An 18,178-nucleotide genomic window follows, 5' to 3' on the forward strand; every position below is an offset into this window, starting at 1 on the left:
CCTGTCAACGCAGGAAAATGGTGAGATGTTTGCCGGGCTGCAGGTCACTCGCCGAAGCCAGGCGATTCCACTGCACTAGGGCGTGGGGTGAGACGTGAAATTGCTGCGCAATCTGCCAGACAGTGTCGCCGGGGCGGACGACGTAGGTAGTAGCATGCGGGGCACTGGCCAGCCGTTCTTGCTGCGGACTCAACGCAGCCACCTCCGTCCCGCGGGCGGGGAGGCGCAATACCTGTCCGGGATGCAACATGCTCTTGCTATGCAAACCGTTGTAGGACGCGATAGCGGATACGCTCACACCGGCGCGTTGGGCAATCTGCCAGAGGGTTTCACCGGGTCGCACGCGAATGCTGCCGCCGCTTTGGGCGACGGTATAGGTAGCCTCTTGCAAGTGGTTGCCAGGCAACTGCAGTTTCTGTCCGGGGTGAATGACACTGCGCGTACTCATATCGTTGGCGCTGGCCAGGGCGTTCACGCTGACTCCGGCGCGTTGTGCCAGCTGCCAGAGACTCTCGCCGGGACGCACGGTGATACTGTGTGGCGCGTACCCGCTGGCGACGGCCATAGGCTTGCCGCCATAGATGGTGAGTCGTTGCCCTACCTGCAGGAGGCGGCCCGAGCGCAAATGATTCCAGCGCTCGAGATCACGCACGGAAACGCCAGTCCGAAGGGCAAGCTGGGACAGGGTTTCGCCAGATCGTACAGAGGTGTAATGCACGGCGGGAGTAGGCCGTGTGGTCTGTACGGCGACGGCTGGCACTGGACTCGCTGTCGGAGCGGGCGTTTCCGGTTCCGGCATCTGCAGCAGGGCGGTGCGCAGGGTTTTCGCCTTGTCCTTGGGGACCACCAGCGAGTAACCGGCTGGCGCCACCCCGTAACTCAGCCCGGCATTCAGGTGTTGTAGCTCGGTCACGGAAACGTTCATCAACTGCGCCGCAACCTGCAAATTGACCCGCCGCGGTGTATTCACCAAGGCAATATGCGCGGTGTTGGGGATGCTTGGCAGGGCAATGTGGTAAGCTTGGGCATTCTGAATCACTTGTGCCAGCCCGAGTAACTCGGCAACGTAGTTTTCCGTCTGATTCGGCAGGTTCAGATCCCAGAAGTCGGTGGGTTCCCCCGCGGCAACATTCTGCTGTATGGCCGCCGAGACGGTACCCTGACCGGCATTATAGGCGGCGATGGCAAGGAGCCAGTTGCCGCCAAAGTAATTGTAGAGATAGGAGAGATAATCGAGGGCGGCATTGGTGGAGGCCGTAAGGCTGAGGCGGGGGTCGCCCCAGCGGGTATTCTGTAGACCGAAATTTCTGGCAGTGCCGGGAATGAACTGCCAAAGCCCCGCCGCGGCTGCCGGAGAATACGCCTTGGGGTTGTAGCCGCTCTCGATGGCAGGCAGCAACGCCAGCTCCATGGGCAGGCCCCGTTCGTGCACCGCATTGGCAACGTAGTACAAGAAGGGGCTGGAGTTGTGGAGGATCTCCTCCAGCTTGCCCTGGTGCTGCAGGAACCAACTGCGCCACTTGGCTACCCGCGGTCGGGAGACATCGCTGATGCGAAAACCATCTATCAGATCGGCCCAGATGCTCTCCTGCGTGCTTTGCAGCGCCACGTCGCTGCGCTGCAGGCTGCGGAATTCCTGCAAGAGCTGCGAGCTGTCACTGGCCGCCTCCGGAACGGCTCCCTGCGCATCCGTGTTGGGGTCTTGCAGGGCTGGACTACTGGGTTGCAGTTTGGCGATCAACTGGGAGAGAGATTCTTGCTGATCATTGGTGCTGGGTGAGGTGGCGGCGCTGTTGCTGGCCCAAGCGAGTGGTGACGCCAGCAGCGCGCAGCTCGTGGATAGGACGATGACCGACTTTCGCATACTACTCCTTCTTTGGTGAGGAGGCCCCGATTGTGCACCCTGACCAAATCTGCAGACTTTTCGCAAATATAAACAAAACGCTGGGACGATCCCCACGAGGACCATCCGGCTGATACTAGGGGGTCCATCGATGCTCGTCAATCCTAATTATGGACTATCAAAATTTCCTATCGATGCCCGGCAAAATGCGGCAATCCCGACGCGCAGTGTGGCGCAGGGTGCAAGCCTGATATGATGGGCCCCGCTACTCGTACAGAAGCAAGATAAGGATTCAGAGTCGATGACCGTGCGTACCCGTTTTGCCCCCAGTCCCACTGGTTACCTGCATATTGGTGGAGTGCGAACCGCGCTCTTCTCTTGGTTGCATGCGCGTCAACAGCAGGGCCAATTCATCCTGCGCATCGAGGATACGGACCTCGAACGCTCGACGCCCGAAGCCACCGCCGCCATCCTGGAGGGGATGCAGTGGTTGGGTCTGGATTGGGACGAGGGCCCCTTCTATCAGACGCAGCGGATGGAGCGTTATCGCGAGGTGCTGGCACAGATGCTGGCGGCTGGTACCGCCTACCATTGCTATTGCAGCAAGGAAGAACTGGATCTCATGCGGGAAGAGCAGCGGACGCGGGGCGAGAAACCTCGCTACGACGGTCGCTGCCGGCAGCGACCGGAGGCTCGTCCGGGCGTCTCTCCCGTCATCCGCTTTCGCAGCCCCGACAGCGGCGAAACCGTGGTCGAGGATCTGGTGCACGGACGGGTGGTGTTCCAAAACAGCGAGCTCGACGATCTGATCATTGCCCGCTCGGACGGTACCCCCACCTACAATTTCTGTGTGGTCGTGGACGACTGGGATATGGGTATCACCCAGGTCATCCGCGGTGATGATCACCTCAACAATACCCCGCGGCAGATGCAGATCCTGCAGGCCCTGGGCGCCAGTGTCCCGCAGTATGCCCATGTGCCGATGATTCTTGGGCCGGACAAACAGAAGCTGTCCAAGCGCCATGGCGCGGTCAGCGTGCTGGAATATCGCGAGCAGGGTTTTCTCCCGGATGCCCTGCTGAACTTCCTGGTGCGGCTGGGATGGTCCCATGGCGATCAGGAAGTCTTCAGTCGCGCGGAGATGATCGAGCATTTCCGTATCGGGGAGGTACACAAGGCCGCCTCCGCCTTCAATCCCGAAAAGCTGCTATGGCTCAATGCCCAGCATCTGCAGACTCTGTCGGCCGAGGAGCTGGCGCGGCAGCTGCGTCCCTATTTGGTGGGATTGGACGACGCGGCAATCGCCGCTGGTCCTGCGGTAGAGAAAGTCGTCCCTCTGCTGCAGGAGCGTGCGAAGACCCTGGTGGATATGGCCGCTGCCGCAAAGATGTTTTATGTGGCACCGGAAACGGCAGAGGAAAAGGATCGCAGCAAACATCTCGCTGGGCAGGGGGCGTTGTTGCAGGCGGCGTGGCACGCCTTGGAGCAGGTCACGGACTGGACGGCTGGCGCCGTGCATACGGTGTTGCAGGCATTGGCGCAAGAGCATGCAGAAGGCAAGTTGGGCAAGGTGGCGCAACCGCTGCGAGTGGCGGTTGCGGGCTGCGCCGTCTCCCCGCCCCTCGATCAGACCTTGGCGGTGCTGGGGCGAGAAGAGACCTTGCGGCGCCTGCGGCGGGCGCAGGATTGGGTGTGATTGCCCCTTGGCGTAGACGGCTGCTTTTGTCATTATCGTTTCTTATGGATTGCCGCCTTGAAAAGGAGTTTCGCTATGGCCCACAACGTCACGCAGAAAATCATTGCCGCTCACCTCGTCAGTGGTGAGTTGCAGGCCGGCAGTCCCATCTCGATCCGCATCGACCAGACCCTGACCCAGGACGCTACGGGTACCATGGCGTATCTGCAGTTCGAGGCGTTGGGATTGCCCAAGGTGCGCACCGAGCTGTCGGTCTCCTATGTCGATCACAATATGCTGCAGTCTGGCTTCGAGAACGCCGATGACCACCGCTTCCTGCAGAGTTTCGCTGCCAAGTATGGGATTCATTTCTCCCGTCCCGGCAATGGGATCTGCCATCAGGTGCACCTGGAACGCTTCTCCAAGCCGGGGCGTACCCTGCTCGGTTCCGACTCGCACACTCCTACCTCCGGCGGCGCCGGCATGCTCGCCATTGGCGCCGGTGGGCTCGACATTGCCCTGGCCATGGGCGGTCTGGCCTTCAATCTCAACATGCCGCAGGTAATCGGCGTCAAATTGACTGGCCGCCTGCAGCCTTTCGTCAGCGCCAAGGACATCATCCTCGAAGTGCTGCGCCGCAAGACCGTCAAGGGTGGCGTGGGCAAGGTCTTCGAGTATTTTGGCCCGGGCGTCGCCAGTCTGTCGGTGCCGGCACGTTCCACCATTACCAATATGGGCGCCGAACTGGGGGCTACCACCAGCGTCTTTCCCAGCGATGCGGTCACCCGCGCCTATCTCAAGGCGCAGGGCCGGGAGGCCGATTGGTCGGAGTGGGTGGCGGATGCTGGCGCCAGCTATGACGAGGTCCTGGAGATCGATCTCGATACCCTGGAGCCACTGATTGCCTGTCCGCATAGCCCGGACAACGTGAAGACCGTGCGGGAGGTTGCCGGTACGCCGGTGGCGCAGGTGGCGATTGGTTCCTGTACCAACTCGTCTTATACCGATCTGATGACGGTGTCTGCCATGCTCAAGGGCAAGGTGGTTGCGGAAGGGGTGAGTCTGGGAATCTCGCCGGGTTCCCGGCAGGTCATGGAGATGGTCACCCAGGATGGCGGCCTGCTCAATTTTATTGGCGCTGGTGCGCGCATCCTGGAATCGGCTTGCGGTCCCTGCATTGGCATGGGCTTCGCGCCGCCCAGCGAAGGGGTCTCCATCCGCTCCTTCAACCGCAATTTTTACGGTCGTTCGGGCACCAAGAATGCCGCGGTGTATCTCGCCAGTCCCGAGACCTGCGCTGCCTGCGCCTTGACGGGGGTGATCACCGACCCGCGCGATCTGGGTATGGCGCCTATCCAGGTGGATTTGCCTGGGCAGTTCCTGGTGGACGACCGCATGATCGTGGCGCCCGCGGGCGAGCCAGAGAAGGTGGAGGTGCTGCGTGGCCCCAACATTGCCAAGCTGCCGGTGAATCATGCGGCACCCGACGAAATTCGCGGTTCCGTCCTCATTCGCCTGGGGGATGACATCACCACCGATCACATCATGCCGGCGGGGGCCAAGGTCCTGCCCCTGCGTTCCAACCTGCCAGCCATTTCGGAGTATGTCTTCCATGTGGTCGATGAAAGCTTCCCCAGTCGGGCCAAGAGTTCCGGCGGTGGCTTCATCGTTGCTGGGCACAACTATGGTCAGGGTTCCAGCCGCGAACATGCGGCCCTGGCGCCCCGCTATCTGGGGGTGAAAGCGGTGCTGGTGCAGTCCTTTGCGCGCATCCACCTCGCCAACCTGATCAACTTCGGCATTCTGCCGCTGACCTTCGTCAACGCCGCCGACTATGAGAAGATGCAGGCCGGTGACGAACTGGCATTGGACATCCGAGGCTTGGGCCTGGGCAAGACATTACTGCTGCAGGACCTCAGTCAGGGCATCGAGATTGCTGTACAGCCGCAGTTGGCCAGCGAACGCGACCTGGAACTGATTCGCAAGGGTGGCGCCTTGTCCTGGGCCAGTGAGCAATTGGAGAAGACGGCATGAGTGGTACGGCGATCCGTTACGAAAAGGGAAACATCGTGGTTCCCAACGAACCGGTCATTCCCTTCATCGAGGGGGATGGGATAGGCGTCGATGTCACGCCGGCCATGCGCCAGGTGCTCGACGCTGCCGTTGCCAAGGTATATGGCGCTGCACGTCGTATCGACTGGCAGGAGCTCTATGCGGGGCAGAAGGCCGTCGCCAAATTTGGCGCGGGCGTGTATCTGCCCGAGGAAACCATGGCCGCCATTCAGCGCTACCATGTGGCCATCAAGGGCCCGTTGGAGACGCCGGTGGGCGGTGGCATCCGCAGTCTCAACGTCGCCCTGCGGCAGGATCTCGATCTCTATGTCTGTCAGCGACCGGTGCGCTATTTTGCCGGCACGCCGAGCCCAATGAAGCGTCCGGAAGATGTCGACATGGTGATCTTCCGGGAAAACTCGGAAGACATCTACGCCGGTATCGAGTGGGCCGCGGGAAGCTCCGAAGTGGCCAAGGTCATTGCCTTTCTGCAAAACGAGATGGGGGTCAAGAAGATCCGTTTCCCCGACAGTTCGGCCATTGGCATCAAGCCGGTATCGCAGGCGGGATCGGAGCGCCTCATTCGCCGCGCCATTGCCTATGCCCTGCAGCATGGGCGCAAGTCGGTGACCCTGGTGCACAAGGGCAACATCATGAAGTTCACCGAAGGTGGCTTCCGCGATTGGGGATATGCCCTGGCCGAGCGGGAGTTTGCCGACCAAGTATTCACCGGCAGGCAGAAAGCGGCTATCGCCAAGGCCGAGGGCAAGGAAGCCGCCGTGGCTGCGGAACGAGCCGCGCTGGCAGCCGGCAAGCTGGTCATCAAGGATGTCATCGCCGATAACTTCCTGCAGCAGATCCTCCTGCGCCCGCAGGACTATGATGTGGTTGCCACTCTGAACCTCAACGGCGACTATATCTCCGATGCCCTGGCAGCGGAGGTGGGGGGCATTGGCATGGCGCCCGGGGCCAATCTCTCTGATACCCACGCCATCTTCGAGGCCACCCACGGTACCGCACCGGACATTGCCGGGCAGGGCAAGGCCAATCCCAGCTCGCTGATTCTTTCCGGGGTGATGCTCCTGGAGCATCTCGGCTGGACGGAGGCGGCGCAAGTCATCACGGCGGCAATGGAAGGCTGTATTGCCGCAGGAGAAGTGACCGGCGACCTCGCCAGTCTGCAGGGCCAGGCGGGGCTGTCCACCAGCGAATTCACCGCGGCGCTCTATCGTCGTATCGAGGCATGACCCATTGAATCTGCATGAATATCAGGCCAAGCGTCTGCTGGCCGAAGAAGGGGTGCCGGTACCCAAGGGGATACCGGCGTTTTCCGTCAAGGAGGCCGTCAATCAGGCCCGCGCCCTGGGGGGCGGTGACTGGGTACTGAAGGCCCAGGTGCATGCCGGTGGCCGGGGCAAGGCCGGTGGTGTGCAGCGGGTACACAGCATCGCGGAGGTGGAGGCGGCGGCCCAGTCCCTGCTGGGAAAACGCCTGGTGACCGCCCAGACCGGCCCGGAAGGGCAGCATGTCGCCGCCCTGCTCATCGAGGAACCCAGTCAGATTGCGCGTGAGTTTTATCTTGCCTTGTTAGTGGATCGGGCGGCAGCGCGCCTGACCTTCATCGCCTCGGCCGAGGGAGGCATGGAAATCGAGACGCTGGCGGCAACGCGCCCCGAGGCAATCCAGCGCATCGTCCTCGATCCCGGCATCGGCTTCCTGCCCTACCAGGCGCGGGACCTGGGCTTTGCCTGGGGTTTGCCGGCGGCGGCGGTGCAGCAATTGGTCAAGGTCATGCAGGGCATGTACCAACTGGCGCGGCGGCTGGATGCGCAGATGGTGGAGGTCAACCCCCTGGCCTTGACGCAAGAGGGCAAGGTTCTCGCGTTGGATGCCAAGGTGGTGATGGACGATAACGCCCTGTATCGCCACCCCGAGTCCGACGAACTTTTTGATTCCACCCAGCAGGACCCGCGAGAGATCACGGCGCGGCAGTTTGGCCTGAATTACATCTCCCTCGATGGCAATATCGGTTGCATGGTCAATGGCGCAGGGCTGGCCATGGCTACCATGGACCTGATCAAGCTGCATGGTGGGGAACCGGCCAATTTCCTCGATGTTGGTGGGGGGGCGGCCGCCGACAAGGTGACCCAGGCATTCAAACTCATCCTCTCCGACCAGCGGGTAAAGGCCATCCTGGTCAATATTTTTGGCGGCATCACTCGCTGCGATCTTCTCGCCCAGGGTATCATCCAGGCCGCCAGCGAGGTGGGTATCCACTTGCCGGTGGTGGTGCGTCTGGAAGGCACCAAGAAGGAGGAGGGGATGGCGATGCTGAGGGAGAGCGGACTGCGCATGATCGTCGCCGAGGGCTTGACCGATGCGGCGTGCAAGGCGGTAGAGGCCGCCCGGACTTGATGTGGACATCAATGTCGTCTGGTTGCAGAAGCTCTGGCCCCTGCTGCGGCACTCCGGGCCGCTGATCTCGCGTCTGGCGGAAACCTATGTCAAACGCGGCGCGGATCGCAAGACGGCAGAAAACCTGGCAGGAACGGCGGTCATCGTCGATCAGGTCCTTGAAGAGCGCCTCAAGGATCTGGCCCAGGCCGATGATCTGCATGCCCTACGTCGCGAAGTTGCAGAATTGCGGGCGCTCATCGAGCAGCGTGGGCTGCCTCGGCGCGGACCCCTGCTCCTCTTTCTGGTTATCGGCGAGTTGATCATCATCGCCTTGCTACTCTATTTCGGGATTCACTCATGAGCATTCTTCTCCGTCACGACACCCGCGTCATCTGCCAGGGCTTTACTGGTAAGCAGGGAACCTTCCACTCGGAACAGGCCATCGCCTACGGTACGCGCATGGTAGGCGGCGTGACGCCGGGCAAGGGGGGCAGCGAGCACCTGGGTCTGCCGGTCTTTGACACCGTGGCACAGGCGGCAGCCGCGACCGGGGCCGAGGCGACGGTGATTTATGTACCTTCGCCCTTCGCCGCCGATGCCATCATCGAAGCAGCGGCAGCCGGGATCGAACTGATCGTCTGCATCACCGAGGGCATTCCGGTGCATGACATGCTGCTCGTCAAGCAGTATCTCGCCAAGCATCCCCATGTTCGTCTGATCGGCCCGAATTGCCCGGGGGTCATCACCCCGGGGCAGGCCAAGACCGGCATCATGCCCGGCTCGATCCATCTCCCCGGGCGGGTGGGCATCGTGTCGCGCTCCGGTACCCTGACCTACGAGGCGGTGGAGCAGACCACGCGCCTGGGCCTGGGACAGAGCAGCTGTGTGGGAATCGGTGGCGATCCCATTATCGGTATGGATTTTGTCGAGGTGCTGCGTCTCTTTGAGGCGGATGCGCAGACGGAATTGGTGATCATGGTGGGAGAGATCGGCGGACGTCTGGAAGAAGAGGCGGCGGAGTTCATTCGCCAGAACATGACGAAGCCGGTAGTGGCCTTTATCGCCGGCTCGACGGCGCCCAAGGGGAAACGCATGGGACACGCCGGTGCCATCATCGATGGCGGCGCGGGCACGGCAGCCGCAAAGTACGAGATTCTGCGCGCCGCCGGGGTGCACTGCGTGTCCTCGCCAGCGGAGCTGGGAAACCAGGCCGCAGCCCTGCTCGGCGCCTGAAGCATGCGTATTGCCCTGGCCCAATGCAATCCCCGCGTTGGGGACGTGGCGGGCAATGCGGCGCTGCTCCTGCAACTAGCCCGAGAAGCAAAAGCGCAGGGGGCAGCGCTAATGGTTGCGCCGGAGCTGGTACTCTCCGGCTATCCCCCAGAAGATTTATTACTGCGCAATGACTTTCTCGACTGTTGCGCCCAGGCCCTGGAGACGCTCGCAGGGGATTGTCCCCTGCCGCTGCTCGTCGGTCATCCGTTGCGCCGGGACGGACGCTTGTACAACGCGGCAAGCCTCTTGCGCGGCGGGCGGATCGAGGGCAGTTACGCCAAACATTGTCTGCCCAACTATCAGGTGTTCGATGAAAAGCGCTATTTCCATCCCGGCGGCGACGAGCTGATCTTTACCCTGGAGGGGCTGCGCCTGGTCCTGCGCATCTGTGAAGACCTTTGGTGTGACGAGCTGCCGTTGCTCTCCGAGCCTGGCACTGCCGATGCTGTAATAGTGCTCAATGCGTCGCCCTTTCATCGCGCCAAACAGGCAGAGCGGCAGAGGGTCGCCGCGCGGCGCGCGCGGGAAGCCGGTGCCGCTGTTCTCTATGCGAATCTGGTGGGTGGGCAGGATGAGCTGGTCTTTGATGGCGCTTCCTTTGCCGTCGATGCGCGCGGCCAGGTGATCGCCCGCGCCCCTGCCTTTGCCAGCGAACTCCTCATGCTCGAGGTCGACGTCGCGCGCAAACAGTGGTGGGGTGGACCCATGGCGCCGGAGCTCTCTCCCGTTGCCGAGGTCTATACGGCGCTGCAGACCGGGCTGCGCGACTATGTGCAGAAAAATGGTTTTTCCGGTGTGGTACTGGGGCTGTCCGGCGGTATCGACAGCGCCCTGACGTTGGCGCTCGCCGCCGATGCCCTGGGCGCGGAACGGGTACATGCCCTGATTTTGCCATCCCGCTACACCGCTGCAATGAGTATCGAAGATGCCGAGGCAGAGGCCAGGAAGCTCGGGGTGGGCTACGACATCATCCCCATCGACGGGCTCTTCGATGCCTATCTCGAAACCTTGGCACCGGTCTTTGCCGGGCGCGCCGCCGATGTGACCGAGGAAAATCTCCAGGCGCGCATTCGCGGCGCCCTGCTCATGGCCTATTCCAACAAATTCGGTCAGCTCTTGCTCAGCACCGGCAACAAGAGCGAAATGGCGGTGGGCTATGCCACCCTCTATGGCGACATGGCCGGCGGCTTTGCCCTGATCAAGGATTGTCCCAAGACCCTGGTCTATGAGCTGGCACGCTATCGAAATGGGCAAGGCGAGGTAATCCCGCCACGTGTTCTCGAACGAGCGCCCTCAGCCGAACTGGCGCCAGACCAAACCGACCAGGACAGCCTGCCGCCCTACGACGTCCTCGACGCAATCATCCACGCCTATATCGAGCGGGGGGAGGGGCGTACGGAGATCATCGCGCGCGGATTTCCCGCCGCCACGGTGGAGCGCACCCTGCGCCTGATCGATCGTGCCGAATACAAGAGGCGCCAGGCGGCACCGGGGGTGCGCATCAGCCCTCTGGCATTTGGCAAGGACCGCCGCTACCCTATCAGCAACGGCTTCCATCCTTGGGACCCGGATTGTCTACAGGAGAAAAGATGAAAAAGATTGAAGCGATCGTCAAGCCTTTCAAGTTGGATGATGTGCGGGATGCCCTGCAAGAAATGGGGATTGCCGGCATGACGGTGACTGAGGTCAAGGGCTTTGGCCGGCAGAAGGGGCACACCGAACTCTACCGCGGTGCCGAGTATGTGGTCGATTTTCTGCCCAAACTGAAGATGGAGGTGGTGGTCCCCGATGCCTTGGTCGACCGCGCCGTCGATGCCATCGTCGAGGCAGCACGCACGGGCAAGATCGGTGATGGCAAGGTCTTCGTCAGTGAAGTCTCGCGCATCATCCGCATCCGTACCGGGGAAGAGGGCGACGAGGCCGTCTGAGCCGCGCGGCTCAGCCAAGCTTTTTCGTATATTTTCCCTGGGGATAGTTGTAGCGCAGGATGGCCGCAGTATTCTGTGCCTGCTTTGCCAAGTCAAGGCGCTTGTAGGATAGATAGAGATAGTAGAGCGCCTCTTCGCGGGCGGGGCTCAACTGGTATTTGGTCACTACTTCTTGGCAGCGGTTGGCGGACGCCACATAGGCGTCGCGCACGTAATAGAACTTGCAGATGTCGAGGTTGCGCTTGCCGAGCAGGTCGATGATCTTCTCCATGCGCAGGCGGGCATCGGCGGCGTAAGCGCTCTTCGGCCAGCGTTTGACCAGGGTCTCGAAGGTGTCGAAGGCCTGATGCAGTGGTACCGGGTTCCAGTTGGCCCCTTCGATTTCCTGATACTGAGAGATGCCTTTCAGGTACCAGGCATAGTCCACGTGGGGATTGACCGGGTGCAGCTTGATGAAGCGCTCGGCTGCTGCCGCCGCCGCCTTGGACTCGCCCTGCTGATAATAGCTATAGGCGGTATTCAACTGCGCCTGTTCCGCGTAGGGACCATAGGGGTACATGGCCTCCAGGTCCTGGTAATCGCGGACTGCCGTACCGTAATCGCCCCGATCCTGGGCGCTTTTGCCCTTCTGATACATGACAGCGGCTGCCGCATGGGAATCCAGTAGATGGTCTTTGGGTTTGTCCGAGGCACAGCCAGCGGCGGCTAGGGTCAGGATTGCCATAACGGCGAGGGAGCGCTTGCGCATGTCGAACAATGATCTATAGTGACGGGCCATGAGCAGCGATACTACGGAAATTGCACTGGTTTTGCCAGAGGAGCGGGCGGGGGAGCGCCTTGATAGTCTACTCGCGGAACTGTTGCCGGATCTCAGCCGCAGTCGTATCCAGGAATTACTGGGGGCAGGGGAGATTGTCGTCAACGGCGAGAATCTGCGTCCCAGTCACCGGGTACATGGTGGCGAGGCGGTGCAACTGCGCCTGCCGCCGCGGGAACCTGAGCACTGGGCGGCAGAAAATCTGCCGTTGCAAGTCGTCCATGAAGACGAGGAGATCCTCGTACTCGACAAGGTCGCGGGCATGCTCACCCATCCGGGCGCCGGGCACCCGGGCGGGACCCTCGCCAACGCCGTGCTTGCCCATTGCCCGGACAACAGCAAACTCCCGCGCGCCGGTATCGTGCACCGCCTCGACAAAGACACCAGCGGTTTGCTGTTGGTGGCCAAGACCGAACACGCCCGTCAGGATCTCACGGAACAACTGGCCGAGCGCAGTATGCATCGGGAATATATCGCGCTGGTGCAGGGCGCCATGACCGGCGGTGGGCGGGTGGAGGCACCGATTGGCCGCCACAGTCACGACCGGCTGCGCATGGCCGTGCGCAGCGACGGTCGCTTTGCCCGCACCGACTACCGTCTGCTCGAACGCTTTCCACGCCACACCCTCTTGCGTCTGCGTCTGGCCACTGGCCGCACGCACCAGATTCGTCTGCACATGCGCCACATCGGCCATCCCCTGGTCGGCGATCCGGTGTATGGCGGACGCAGTATCGTCCCGCCAGGACTCGATGCCGCAGCTTTGGATACTTGGCGTGCCTTCCGCCGGCAAGCCTTGCATGCCTGGCGTCTGGAGCTGGAACACCCGCGCGATGGTGAACTCTGTGCCTGGGAGAGTCCCCTGCCCAGCGATATGGAGGAATTGCTGACGATGCTGCGCCGCCTTGCCTCCTGAGCCCACCTTCCTTTCCCTCGATTGGCCGTTGCCGGGGGGGGTCCGCGCTGCCATCAGCACCCGTCAGGGCGGCTCCAGTCGAGTGCCCTGGAATTCCTTCAATCTTGCCGACCATGTCGGAGACGACAGCGCTGCCGTCGCTGCCAACCGCCAGCTGCTGCGCCAATGCCTGGACCTGCCCCGCGAACCGCTGTGGTTGCAGCAGGTGCATGGGACGGAGATTGCGCAGTGGGAGGTTGAGGCTGGCTTTGGGCGGGCGCCGCAGGCGGATGGCGCCATCGCAAGCAGTCCGGGGGCCGTGCTCTCCATCCTCACCGCCGACTGCCTGCCGGTATTGGCTGTCTCCCGCGATGGCCAGGTGATCGCCGCCTTCCATGCCGGTTGGCGGGGTCTCGCGACAGGAATCCTGGAGGCGGGAATCCGCGCCATGCGGGTGGCACCCGACGAAATTTTGCTATACTTGGGCCCGGCAATCGGGGCACAGCGCTATGTGGTCGGCGCCGAGGTTCGTGCCGCTTTTCTGGCGCATTCGCCGCAGGCAGCGCTGGCCTTTCGGCCCCAGGGAGATGGCTACCTTGCCGATCTCTATCTGTTGGCACGGCAGCGCCTGGCAGCACTTGGGGTGACGGCGATCTGGGGGGGAGAGCACTGCACGCATAGCGAGGAGCAGCTCTTCTTCTCCTATCGTCGGGATGGACAATCTGGGCGCACGGCGTCGTTGATCTGGCGGGAGGAAGCATGAAATCCTGGCAATGGGGAAATGCAGCGGAGTTGTCCACGGACGGCGCACAGCTTGCGGCGCAGCTCGCGCCTCTGGGCGTGCGTCTGCGTGCGTATCCCGTGGCTAGCGCCGCGGCACCGTGGCTCGCGCCAGCGCAGCTCGATGCCAGCGAGCAGGAGCGGCTGTTGTCCGCCCTCGATGGCGTCTTCCAGGAACTGCAACGTGAGCGCGGATACCAGGACCGTGATCTGGTGATTCTCTACCCCGAGCACCCCCTGCTCGCGGAGCTCGATGCCAAGTTTTGCCGCATCCATATCCACGAGGACGAAGAGGTCCGTTACATCGTCGATGGCGAAGGGGTCTTCGGCTTCGTTCTGCCCGACGGCAGACAGCTGGAAGTGACGATCAGCGCCGGTGACTACATCGACATCCCCGCGGGCGTGGAACACTGGTTCCGCCTCAACGGACTGCAGCGTATCAAGGCGGTGCGTTACTTCAGTGCGCGCGGCGGCTGGGTGCCGGTCTATCAGGAGCGGAGCATGCAGGAATTTCCCCGTCCATGAATCCCCAGCGTATTGAGGTCGATTACCGCTTTCCGGTCGGGAGCGATGCGGAAAAGCAGGCGCAGATCCTTGCCGTAGGGCAGACAGCGGGCTCCTGGGATGCGCGTTTCCGGTATCGGGACGATGTCCTGCGCGCGCATTTGGGTGAGGTGTTGCAGATTCAGGAAAACGAGGATGGGAGCCAGCAGGCGACGATTGCCTTTCCCCTCGCCAACGTCGATGGCGGGATCGGCAGTCTGCTGACCATGATCTTTGGCAAGTATTCCCTGGGCGGGACGGCCAAGGTCGTCGGCCTGCGCCTGCCGGAAGACTACGGAGTACGCGGGCGCTACGGCATGGCGGGTATTCGCGCGCGTCTGGGGGTGAGCGATCGCCCGCTCTTCATGGCCATTTTCAAGCCCGCCCTGGGGCTGAGCGCCGAGGACCATGCCGGCATCCTCGCCGAGGTGGCCCTGGCAGGCCTCGATATCATCAAGGACGATGAAATCCTGCCCAATCTGGCTGGCGCACCCACCCGCGAACGCTGGCGCGCCTGCGCGCCCATCCTCGAAGCACGGCGTGACCGTCTGGGGCGCGATCTGCTCTACGCGGTGAACCTGTCCGGCAATGCCCAGGAACTGCAAACCCTCGCCCGCCAGCTCGTCGCCGAGGGCGCCAATGCCCTGTTGCTCAATGTCTTGGCCTATGGCTATCCGGTCCTCGAGGCCCTGGCTAGCGACCCCGAAATCGCTGTGCCGATCTTCGCCCACCCGGCCCTCGCCGGGGCCTTTTCTGCGGCGCCGGAGCATGGCCTGTCCTACGCCCTGACCCTGGGCACCCTGATGACCCATGCCGGTGCCGATGCGGTCCTCTACCCCGCGCACTATGGCAGTCTGTCCTTCCCAGCCGCCGAGGAATCCGCCATTCGCGATGCCCTGCGTGCGCGCGGCGTGGCCGCGGTGCCTTCGGCCGGGGTGCAGCCAGGCATCCTGCCGCAAATCCTCGCCGACTATGGCAGCGAGGTGATTCTCAATGCCGGCACCGGCATCATGGACCATCCGCAAGGGCCGGCTGCCGGTGTCCTGGCCTTCTTCGAGGCCTGGGAACGCTATCGGGCGCAAGAGAGCTTCTCTCTGGAAGAGCTCCCCGAGGGACCCTTACACGCTGCTATCGACAAGTGGGGAAATGGACATGGCTGAGCGCCTGATCTTCTGCGATTTTGACGGCACCATCCTGGTGGAGGAAATCTTTCGCGACCTGATGCGCTCCTATGCACCGGAAATCTCGGCGCGCGTCCTCCCCGAGATTCTCGCCCTGCGCAAATCCCTGCGCCAAGGGCTCATCGAGATCCTCTCTACCATCCCCAGTCAAAAATGGCCGGAGATGGAGAGTTTCGTTCTCGACAACAGTCATCTTCTCGCGGGTTTCGAGGAGTTTCTCGCCGCCCTGCTGGGCCTGGGCTGGGAGCTGCTGGTGGTGACGGGAGGCTTCACGCGCATGGCCGAACTTGTGCTGGCACCCTTGCGCGGGCAGATCCGGGCCATCCATGGGTTGGAGGTGGACCTCAGCGGTCCCACCCTGCGGGTCTTTTCGCCTTGGGAAGATGACGAGGAGCTGGTGGTCAAGCGGGCCATCTATGCCCAATATCAGCCGGCGGCGGCCGTCTGCATCGGCGATTCCGTGACCGACCTGCGCTTGGCCAGAGAGTGCCCGCGGGTCTTTGCCCGGAACGGCTTGCAGGACTACCTGCGTGCCGAGAATCGCGCCTTCACACCCTTTGATGATTTTCACGATGTCCTGACTGCCCTGGAGAAGCATCGATGACGGATCCACGCGCGAAACTGGCGGCGGCGGCGCGCGATTTCTATCAACGCGGCTGGATGCTGGGGACGGCAGGCAATCTGTCCGCCCGGCGCACTGCCGACAGCTTCTGGATCACCGCCAGTGGCCGGCCCAAGGATGCCCTCAGCGAGGAAGACTTCGTTGCCGTCGATCTGGCAGGACGGGTGCAGGAAGCGACGGCGGGGCGGCGTCCTTCGGCGGAAACCAGCATCCATCAGGTCATCTATCGGCATTTTCCCGAGGCGCAGGTAATCTTTCATGTGCACTCGGTGGAGGCCAATCTCTGTGGGCATTTCGCCAAGGCGGGGCAGTTGCGCCTGCCGCCACTGGAAATGCTCAAGGGGCTCGGAATTCCCGAGGCGGAACCCGCGGTCGATCTTCCGGTCTTTGCCAATCATGTCGAGGTAGCGCAGATTGCCGCCGACATGGATGCCGCATTTCTCCAGCGTCTGCCGCGTGTGCCCGGGGCCCTGATTCACGAGCACGGCATGACCGCCTGGGGCAGGGATTTTGACGCCGCCCGGCATCATCTGGAACTTTTCGAATATTGTTTTCGGTATCTATCATTGGCCCGTTTACACGGCCTGGGAGGAGAGTCATGAGTCAAGCCCTACTGACGGTCATCGGAGAAGATCGACCGGGAATCGTTGCTGCCGTCACCCAGGCCCTCTACGCCGCCGACTGTGCCATTGGTGACGCCTCCATGATGCGCCTGGGTGGTTATTTCACCATCATGCAGGTGATCGACTACAGCCGCGATTTCGGTGCGGTGGAGGCCGCTCTCGACCCGGCGGTGAAGCGTCTGAATCTGCGCGTGCACCTCGATCCGATCTCCAGCGTCCCCGCGCAAGAGGATGTCGCCAACGTCCGGGTAACAGTATATGGCGCCGATCACCCGGGCATTGTTGCGGGGGTGACCGAGGCGCTGGCGAAGATCGGCTTTAACATTATCGATCTGGAAAGCGAGAAATCGGGCAATCCGGAGCGACCGATTTACGTCATGATCATCCAGGGGTCGGCTCCGCAAGGTCTGGAGCAGGTGCGCCTGACCCTGGAACCGCTGAAAGCGGAGCAGGGGGTCGAAATCAGTGTTCACGCTATCGATACGGCGCTGCTCTGATGGCTGTTCTGCCCATCCTCACCTATCCTGACCCGCGCTTGGCGCGTCCATCGGAGCCGGTGGCCGAATTTGACGACGAGTTGCGTACTTTCGTTGCGGACCTTACCGAGACCATGTATGCGGGCCCTGGGGGGGTGGGGATTGCCGCGCCGCAGGTGGATCGTCTGCAGCGCATCGTCATTGTCGACGTGCGTCCCAAACTGGGTGAGGACTGCCATGGCCTGATGGTCCTTATCAACCCGGAGCTGCTAGCCTGGGAAGGAATGGCGGTGGGCCGCGAAGGCTGTATGTCGGTGCCGGATTTTACCGGCAATGTCATTCGGGCCGAGCGGATCCAGGTGCAGGCGCAGGATCCCGATGGACGGGACCGGGTCTACGAGTGCGAGGGCTTCGAGGCCCGCGCGGTGCAGCACGAGATGGACCACCTCGATGGCCTCTTGTTTTTAGACCGCCTGGTGTCCCGCAAAACCGATCTCTTTCGGCGCAAGAACTACCAGAAAAGAAAAGCCTAAAAATATCTCAGTTTTTCTTCACTGCGTAACCGCAGGCGCTCTTGTCGTTTTCACTCTTGCCCAAGGGTCCACAGCAGCTCGTGAATGTGGCTTGCGAAAACGGTGTAGTAAACTCTGTACGCAGAAGAGACACACCAAGAAAGCACATGTTACCGTTAGGAGGCGATGGTATGTGGGCAAATATCCAACTTGCACTGTCAAGCATCCCATTACTTACAAAACCATCGTTACTGGTGACGTTCGCTCGGTATCGTGCCTTTGGGTCCATGCTGCTCGCACTGGTCCAGCCATGCTGTAGAAGCCAAGCGCGGAGCTCACTGAACTTGTTGCGGGGAAATCCCGCAGGTATACCATTCTTCTCATAGACAAACTCGTAAAACTCATTGGCCGGGTTCCTCGTGGCTTCTGGGTATGCGGCGCTCGGCACACAGGCGGTGTGGGGATTATCCCAATCATCTGTACAGCTGACATTATCCACTTCGTAGGTAATACCTAGGCTCGCAGGTCCATTGCCTGCCAACTGTGTGACCGTAGATCGGTG

At 62.1% G+C, this 18,178-nt stretch carries 18 protein-coding genes; 16 read left to right on the top strand and 2 right to left on the bottom strand.

All coding sequences use genetic code 11. The features are described 5' to 3' along the window. Positions 1-4: 4 nt before the first annotated feature. On the bottom strand, positions 5-1,864 hold the full coding sequence (locus ACQAYK_RS02025; RefSeq protein WP_215871510.1) for a LysM peptidoglycan-binding domain-containing protein: 1,860 nt from the start codon (positions 1,862-1,864) through the stop codon (positions 5-7). Positions 1,865-2,144: 280 nt separating this feature from the next. On the opposite strand from ACQAYK_RS02025, the gene gltX reads away from it, so the two are divergent. The 8 genes from gltX to ACQAYK_RS02065 all read left to right on the top strand — a co-directional run bounded on the left by gltX (position 2,145) and on the right by ACQAYK_RS02065 (position 11,170). Further along, entirely contained in the window at positions 2,145-3,539 is a 1,395-nt protein-coding gene (gene gltX, locus ACQAYK_RS02030) for a glutamate--tRNA ligase (RefSeq protein WP_215871509.1), read from the top strand. Between the two features lie 75 nt (positions 3,540-3,614). After that, a complete protein-coding gene (locus ACQAYK_RS02035; protein ID WP_215871508.1) occupies positions 3,615-5,552 on the top strand; it encodes an aconitate hydratase in 1,938 nt (645 codons plus the stop codon). Next, complete coding sequence (gene icd, locus ACQAYK_RS02040; RefSeq protein ID WP_215871507.1) at positions 5,549-6,817, top strand: NADP-dependent isocitrate dehydrogenase; 1,269 nt, start codon at positions 5,549-5,551, stop codon at positions 6,815-6,817. Before ACQAYK_RS02035 ends, icd begins: the two co-directional genes overlap by 4 nt. A 4-nt stretch (positions 6,818-6,821) precedes the next feature. After that, positions 6,822-7,985, top strand: a complete 1,164-nt coding sequence (gene sucC / locus ACQAYK_RS02045) for an ADP-forming succinate--CoA ligase subunit beta (protein WP_215871506.1) — start codon at positions 6,822-6,824, stop codon at positions 7,983-7,985. A 1-nt stretch (position 7,986) separates the two neighbouring features. Next, positions 7,987-8,328, top strand: coding sequence for a hypothetical protein (locus ACQAYK_RS02050; protein WP_215871505.1), 342 nt, complete (start codon positions 7,987-7,989; stop codon positions 8,326-8,328). Then, positions 8,325-9,200 carry a succinate--CoA ligase subunit alpha gene (sucD, locus tag ACQAYK_RS02055; RefSeq protein WP_215871504.1) on the top strand — a complete coding sequence of 292 codons (876 nt, stop codon included), beginning with the start codon at positions 8,325-8,327 and terminating at the stop codon, positions 9,198-9,200. The genes ACQAYK_RS02050 and sucD overlap by 4 nt, the downstream gene beginning before the upstream one ends. A 3-nt stretch (positions 9,201-9,203) precedes the next feature. After that, positions 9,204-10,835, top strand: a complete 1,632-nt coding sequence (locus ACQAYK_RS02060; RefSeq protein ID WP_215871503.1) for an NAD+ synthase — start codon at positions 9,204-9,206, stop codon at positions 10,833-10,835. Then, a complete protein-coding gene (locus ACQAYK_RS02065; RefSeq protein ID WP_215871502.1) occupies positions 10,832-11,170 on the top strand; it encodes a P-II family nitrogen regulator in 339 nt (112 codons plus the stop codon). The genes ACQAYK_RS02060 and ACQAYK_RS02065 overlap by 4 nt, the downstream gene beginning before the upstream one ends. A 10-nt stretch (positions 11,171-11,180) precedes the next feature. On the opposite strand, the gene ACQAYK_RS02070 is transcribed toward ACQAYK_RS02065, so the two are convergent. Next, a complete protein-coding gene (locus ACQAYK_RS02070) occupies positions 11,181-11,918 on the bottom strand; it encodes an outer membrane protein assembly factor BamD (protein ID WP_215871501.1) in 738 nt (245 codons plus the stop codon). A 28-nt stretch (positions 11,919-11,946) separates the two neighbouring features. Here ACQAYK_RS02070 and rluD point away from each other — a divergent pair, with 28 nt between their 5' ends. Genes rluD through def form a run of 8 tightly spaced genes read left to right on the top strand, consistent with a single transcriptional unit; the run spans position 11,947 to position 17,637 of the window. Then, positions 11,947-12,900: a 23S rRNA pseudouridine(1911/1915/1917) synthase RluD gene (gene rluD / locus ACQAYK_RS02075; RefSeq protein ID WP_215871500.1), complete on the top strand. Its 954-nt coding sequence runs from the start codon at positions 11,947-11,949 to the stop codon at positions 12,898-12,900. Further along, positions 12,890-13,642 (top strand): peptidoglycan editing factor PgeF, encoded by a 753-nt coding sequence (gene pgeF / locus ACQAYK_RS02080; RefSeq protein ID WP_215871499.1) that lies wholly within the window; start codon positions 12,890-12,892, stop codon positions 13,640-13,642. The genes rluD and pgeF overlap by 11 nt, the downstream gene beginning before the upstream one ends. Continuing rightward, on the top strand, positions 13,639-14,184 hold the full coding sequence (locus tag ACQAYK_RS02085; RefSeq protein ID WP_215871498.1) for a cupin domain-containing protein: 546 nt from the start codon (positions 13,639-13,641) through the stop codon (positions 14,182-14,184). The genes pgeF and ACQAYK_RS02085 overlap by 4 nt, the downstream gene beginning before the upstream one ends. Further along, complete coding sequence (locus tag ACQAYK_RS02090; RefSeq protein WP_215871497.1) at positions 14,181-15,362, top strand: RuBisCO large subunit C-terminal-like domain-containing protein; 1,182 nt, start codon at positions 14,181-14,183, stop codon at positions 15,360-15,362. Before ACQAYK_RS02085 ends, ACQAYK_RS02090 begins: the two co-directional genes overlap by 4 nt. Beyond that, entirely contained in the window at positions 15,355-15,987 is a 633-nt protein-coding gene (locus ACQAYK_RS02095; RefSeq protein WP_483167772.1) for a haloacid dehalogenase-like hydrolase, read from the top strand. Before ACQAYK_RS02090 ends, ACQAYK_RS02095 begins: the two co-directional genes overlap by 8 nt. After that, positions 15,984-16,607 (top strand): methylthioribulose 1-phosphate dehydratase, encoded by a 624-nt coding sequence (mtnB, locus tag ACQAYK_RS02100; RefSeq protein ID WP_215871495.1) that lies wholly within the window; start codon positions 15,984-15,986, stop codon positions 16,605-16,607. The genes ACQAYK_RS02095 and mtnB overlap by 4 nt, the downstream gene beginning before the upstream one ends. Continuing rightward, positions 16,604-17,125, top strand: coding sequence for a glycine cleavage system transcriptional repressor (locus tag ACQAYK_RS02105; protein WP_215871494.1), 522 nt, complete (start codon positions 16,604-16,606; stop codon positions 17,123-17,125). The genes mtnB and ACQAYK_RS02105 overlap by 4 nt, the downstream gene beginning before the upstream one ends. Then, complete coding sequence (gene def / locus ACQAYK_RS02110; protein WP_215871493.1) at positions 17,125-17,637, top strand: peptide deformylase; 513 nt, start codon at positions 17,125-17,127, stop codon at positions 17,635-17,637. Before ACQAYK_RS02105 ends, def begins: the two co-directional genes overlap by 1 nt. Positions 17,638-18,178: the final 541 nt, after the last annotated feature.

This window comes from Acidithiobacillus sp. AC3 (assembly GCF_050261095.1).
GTDB lineage: Bacteria > Pseudomonadota > Gammaproteobacteria > Acidithiobacillales > Acidithiobacillaceae > Igneacidithiobacillus > Igneacidithiobacillus copahuensis.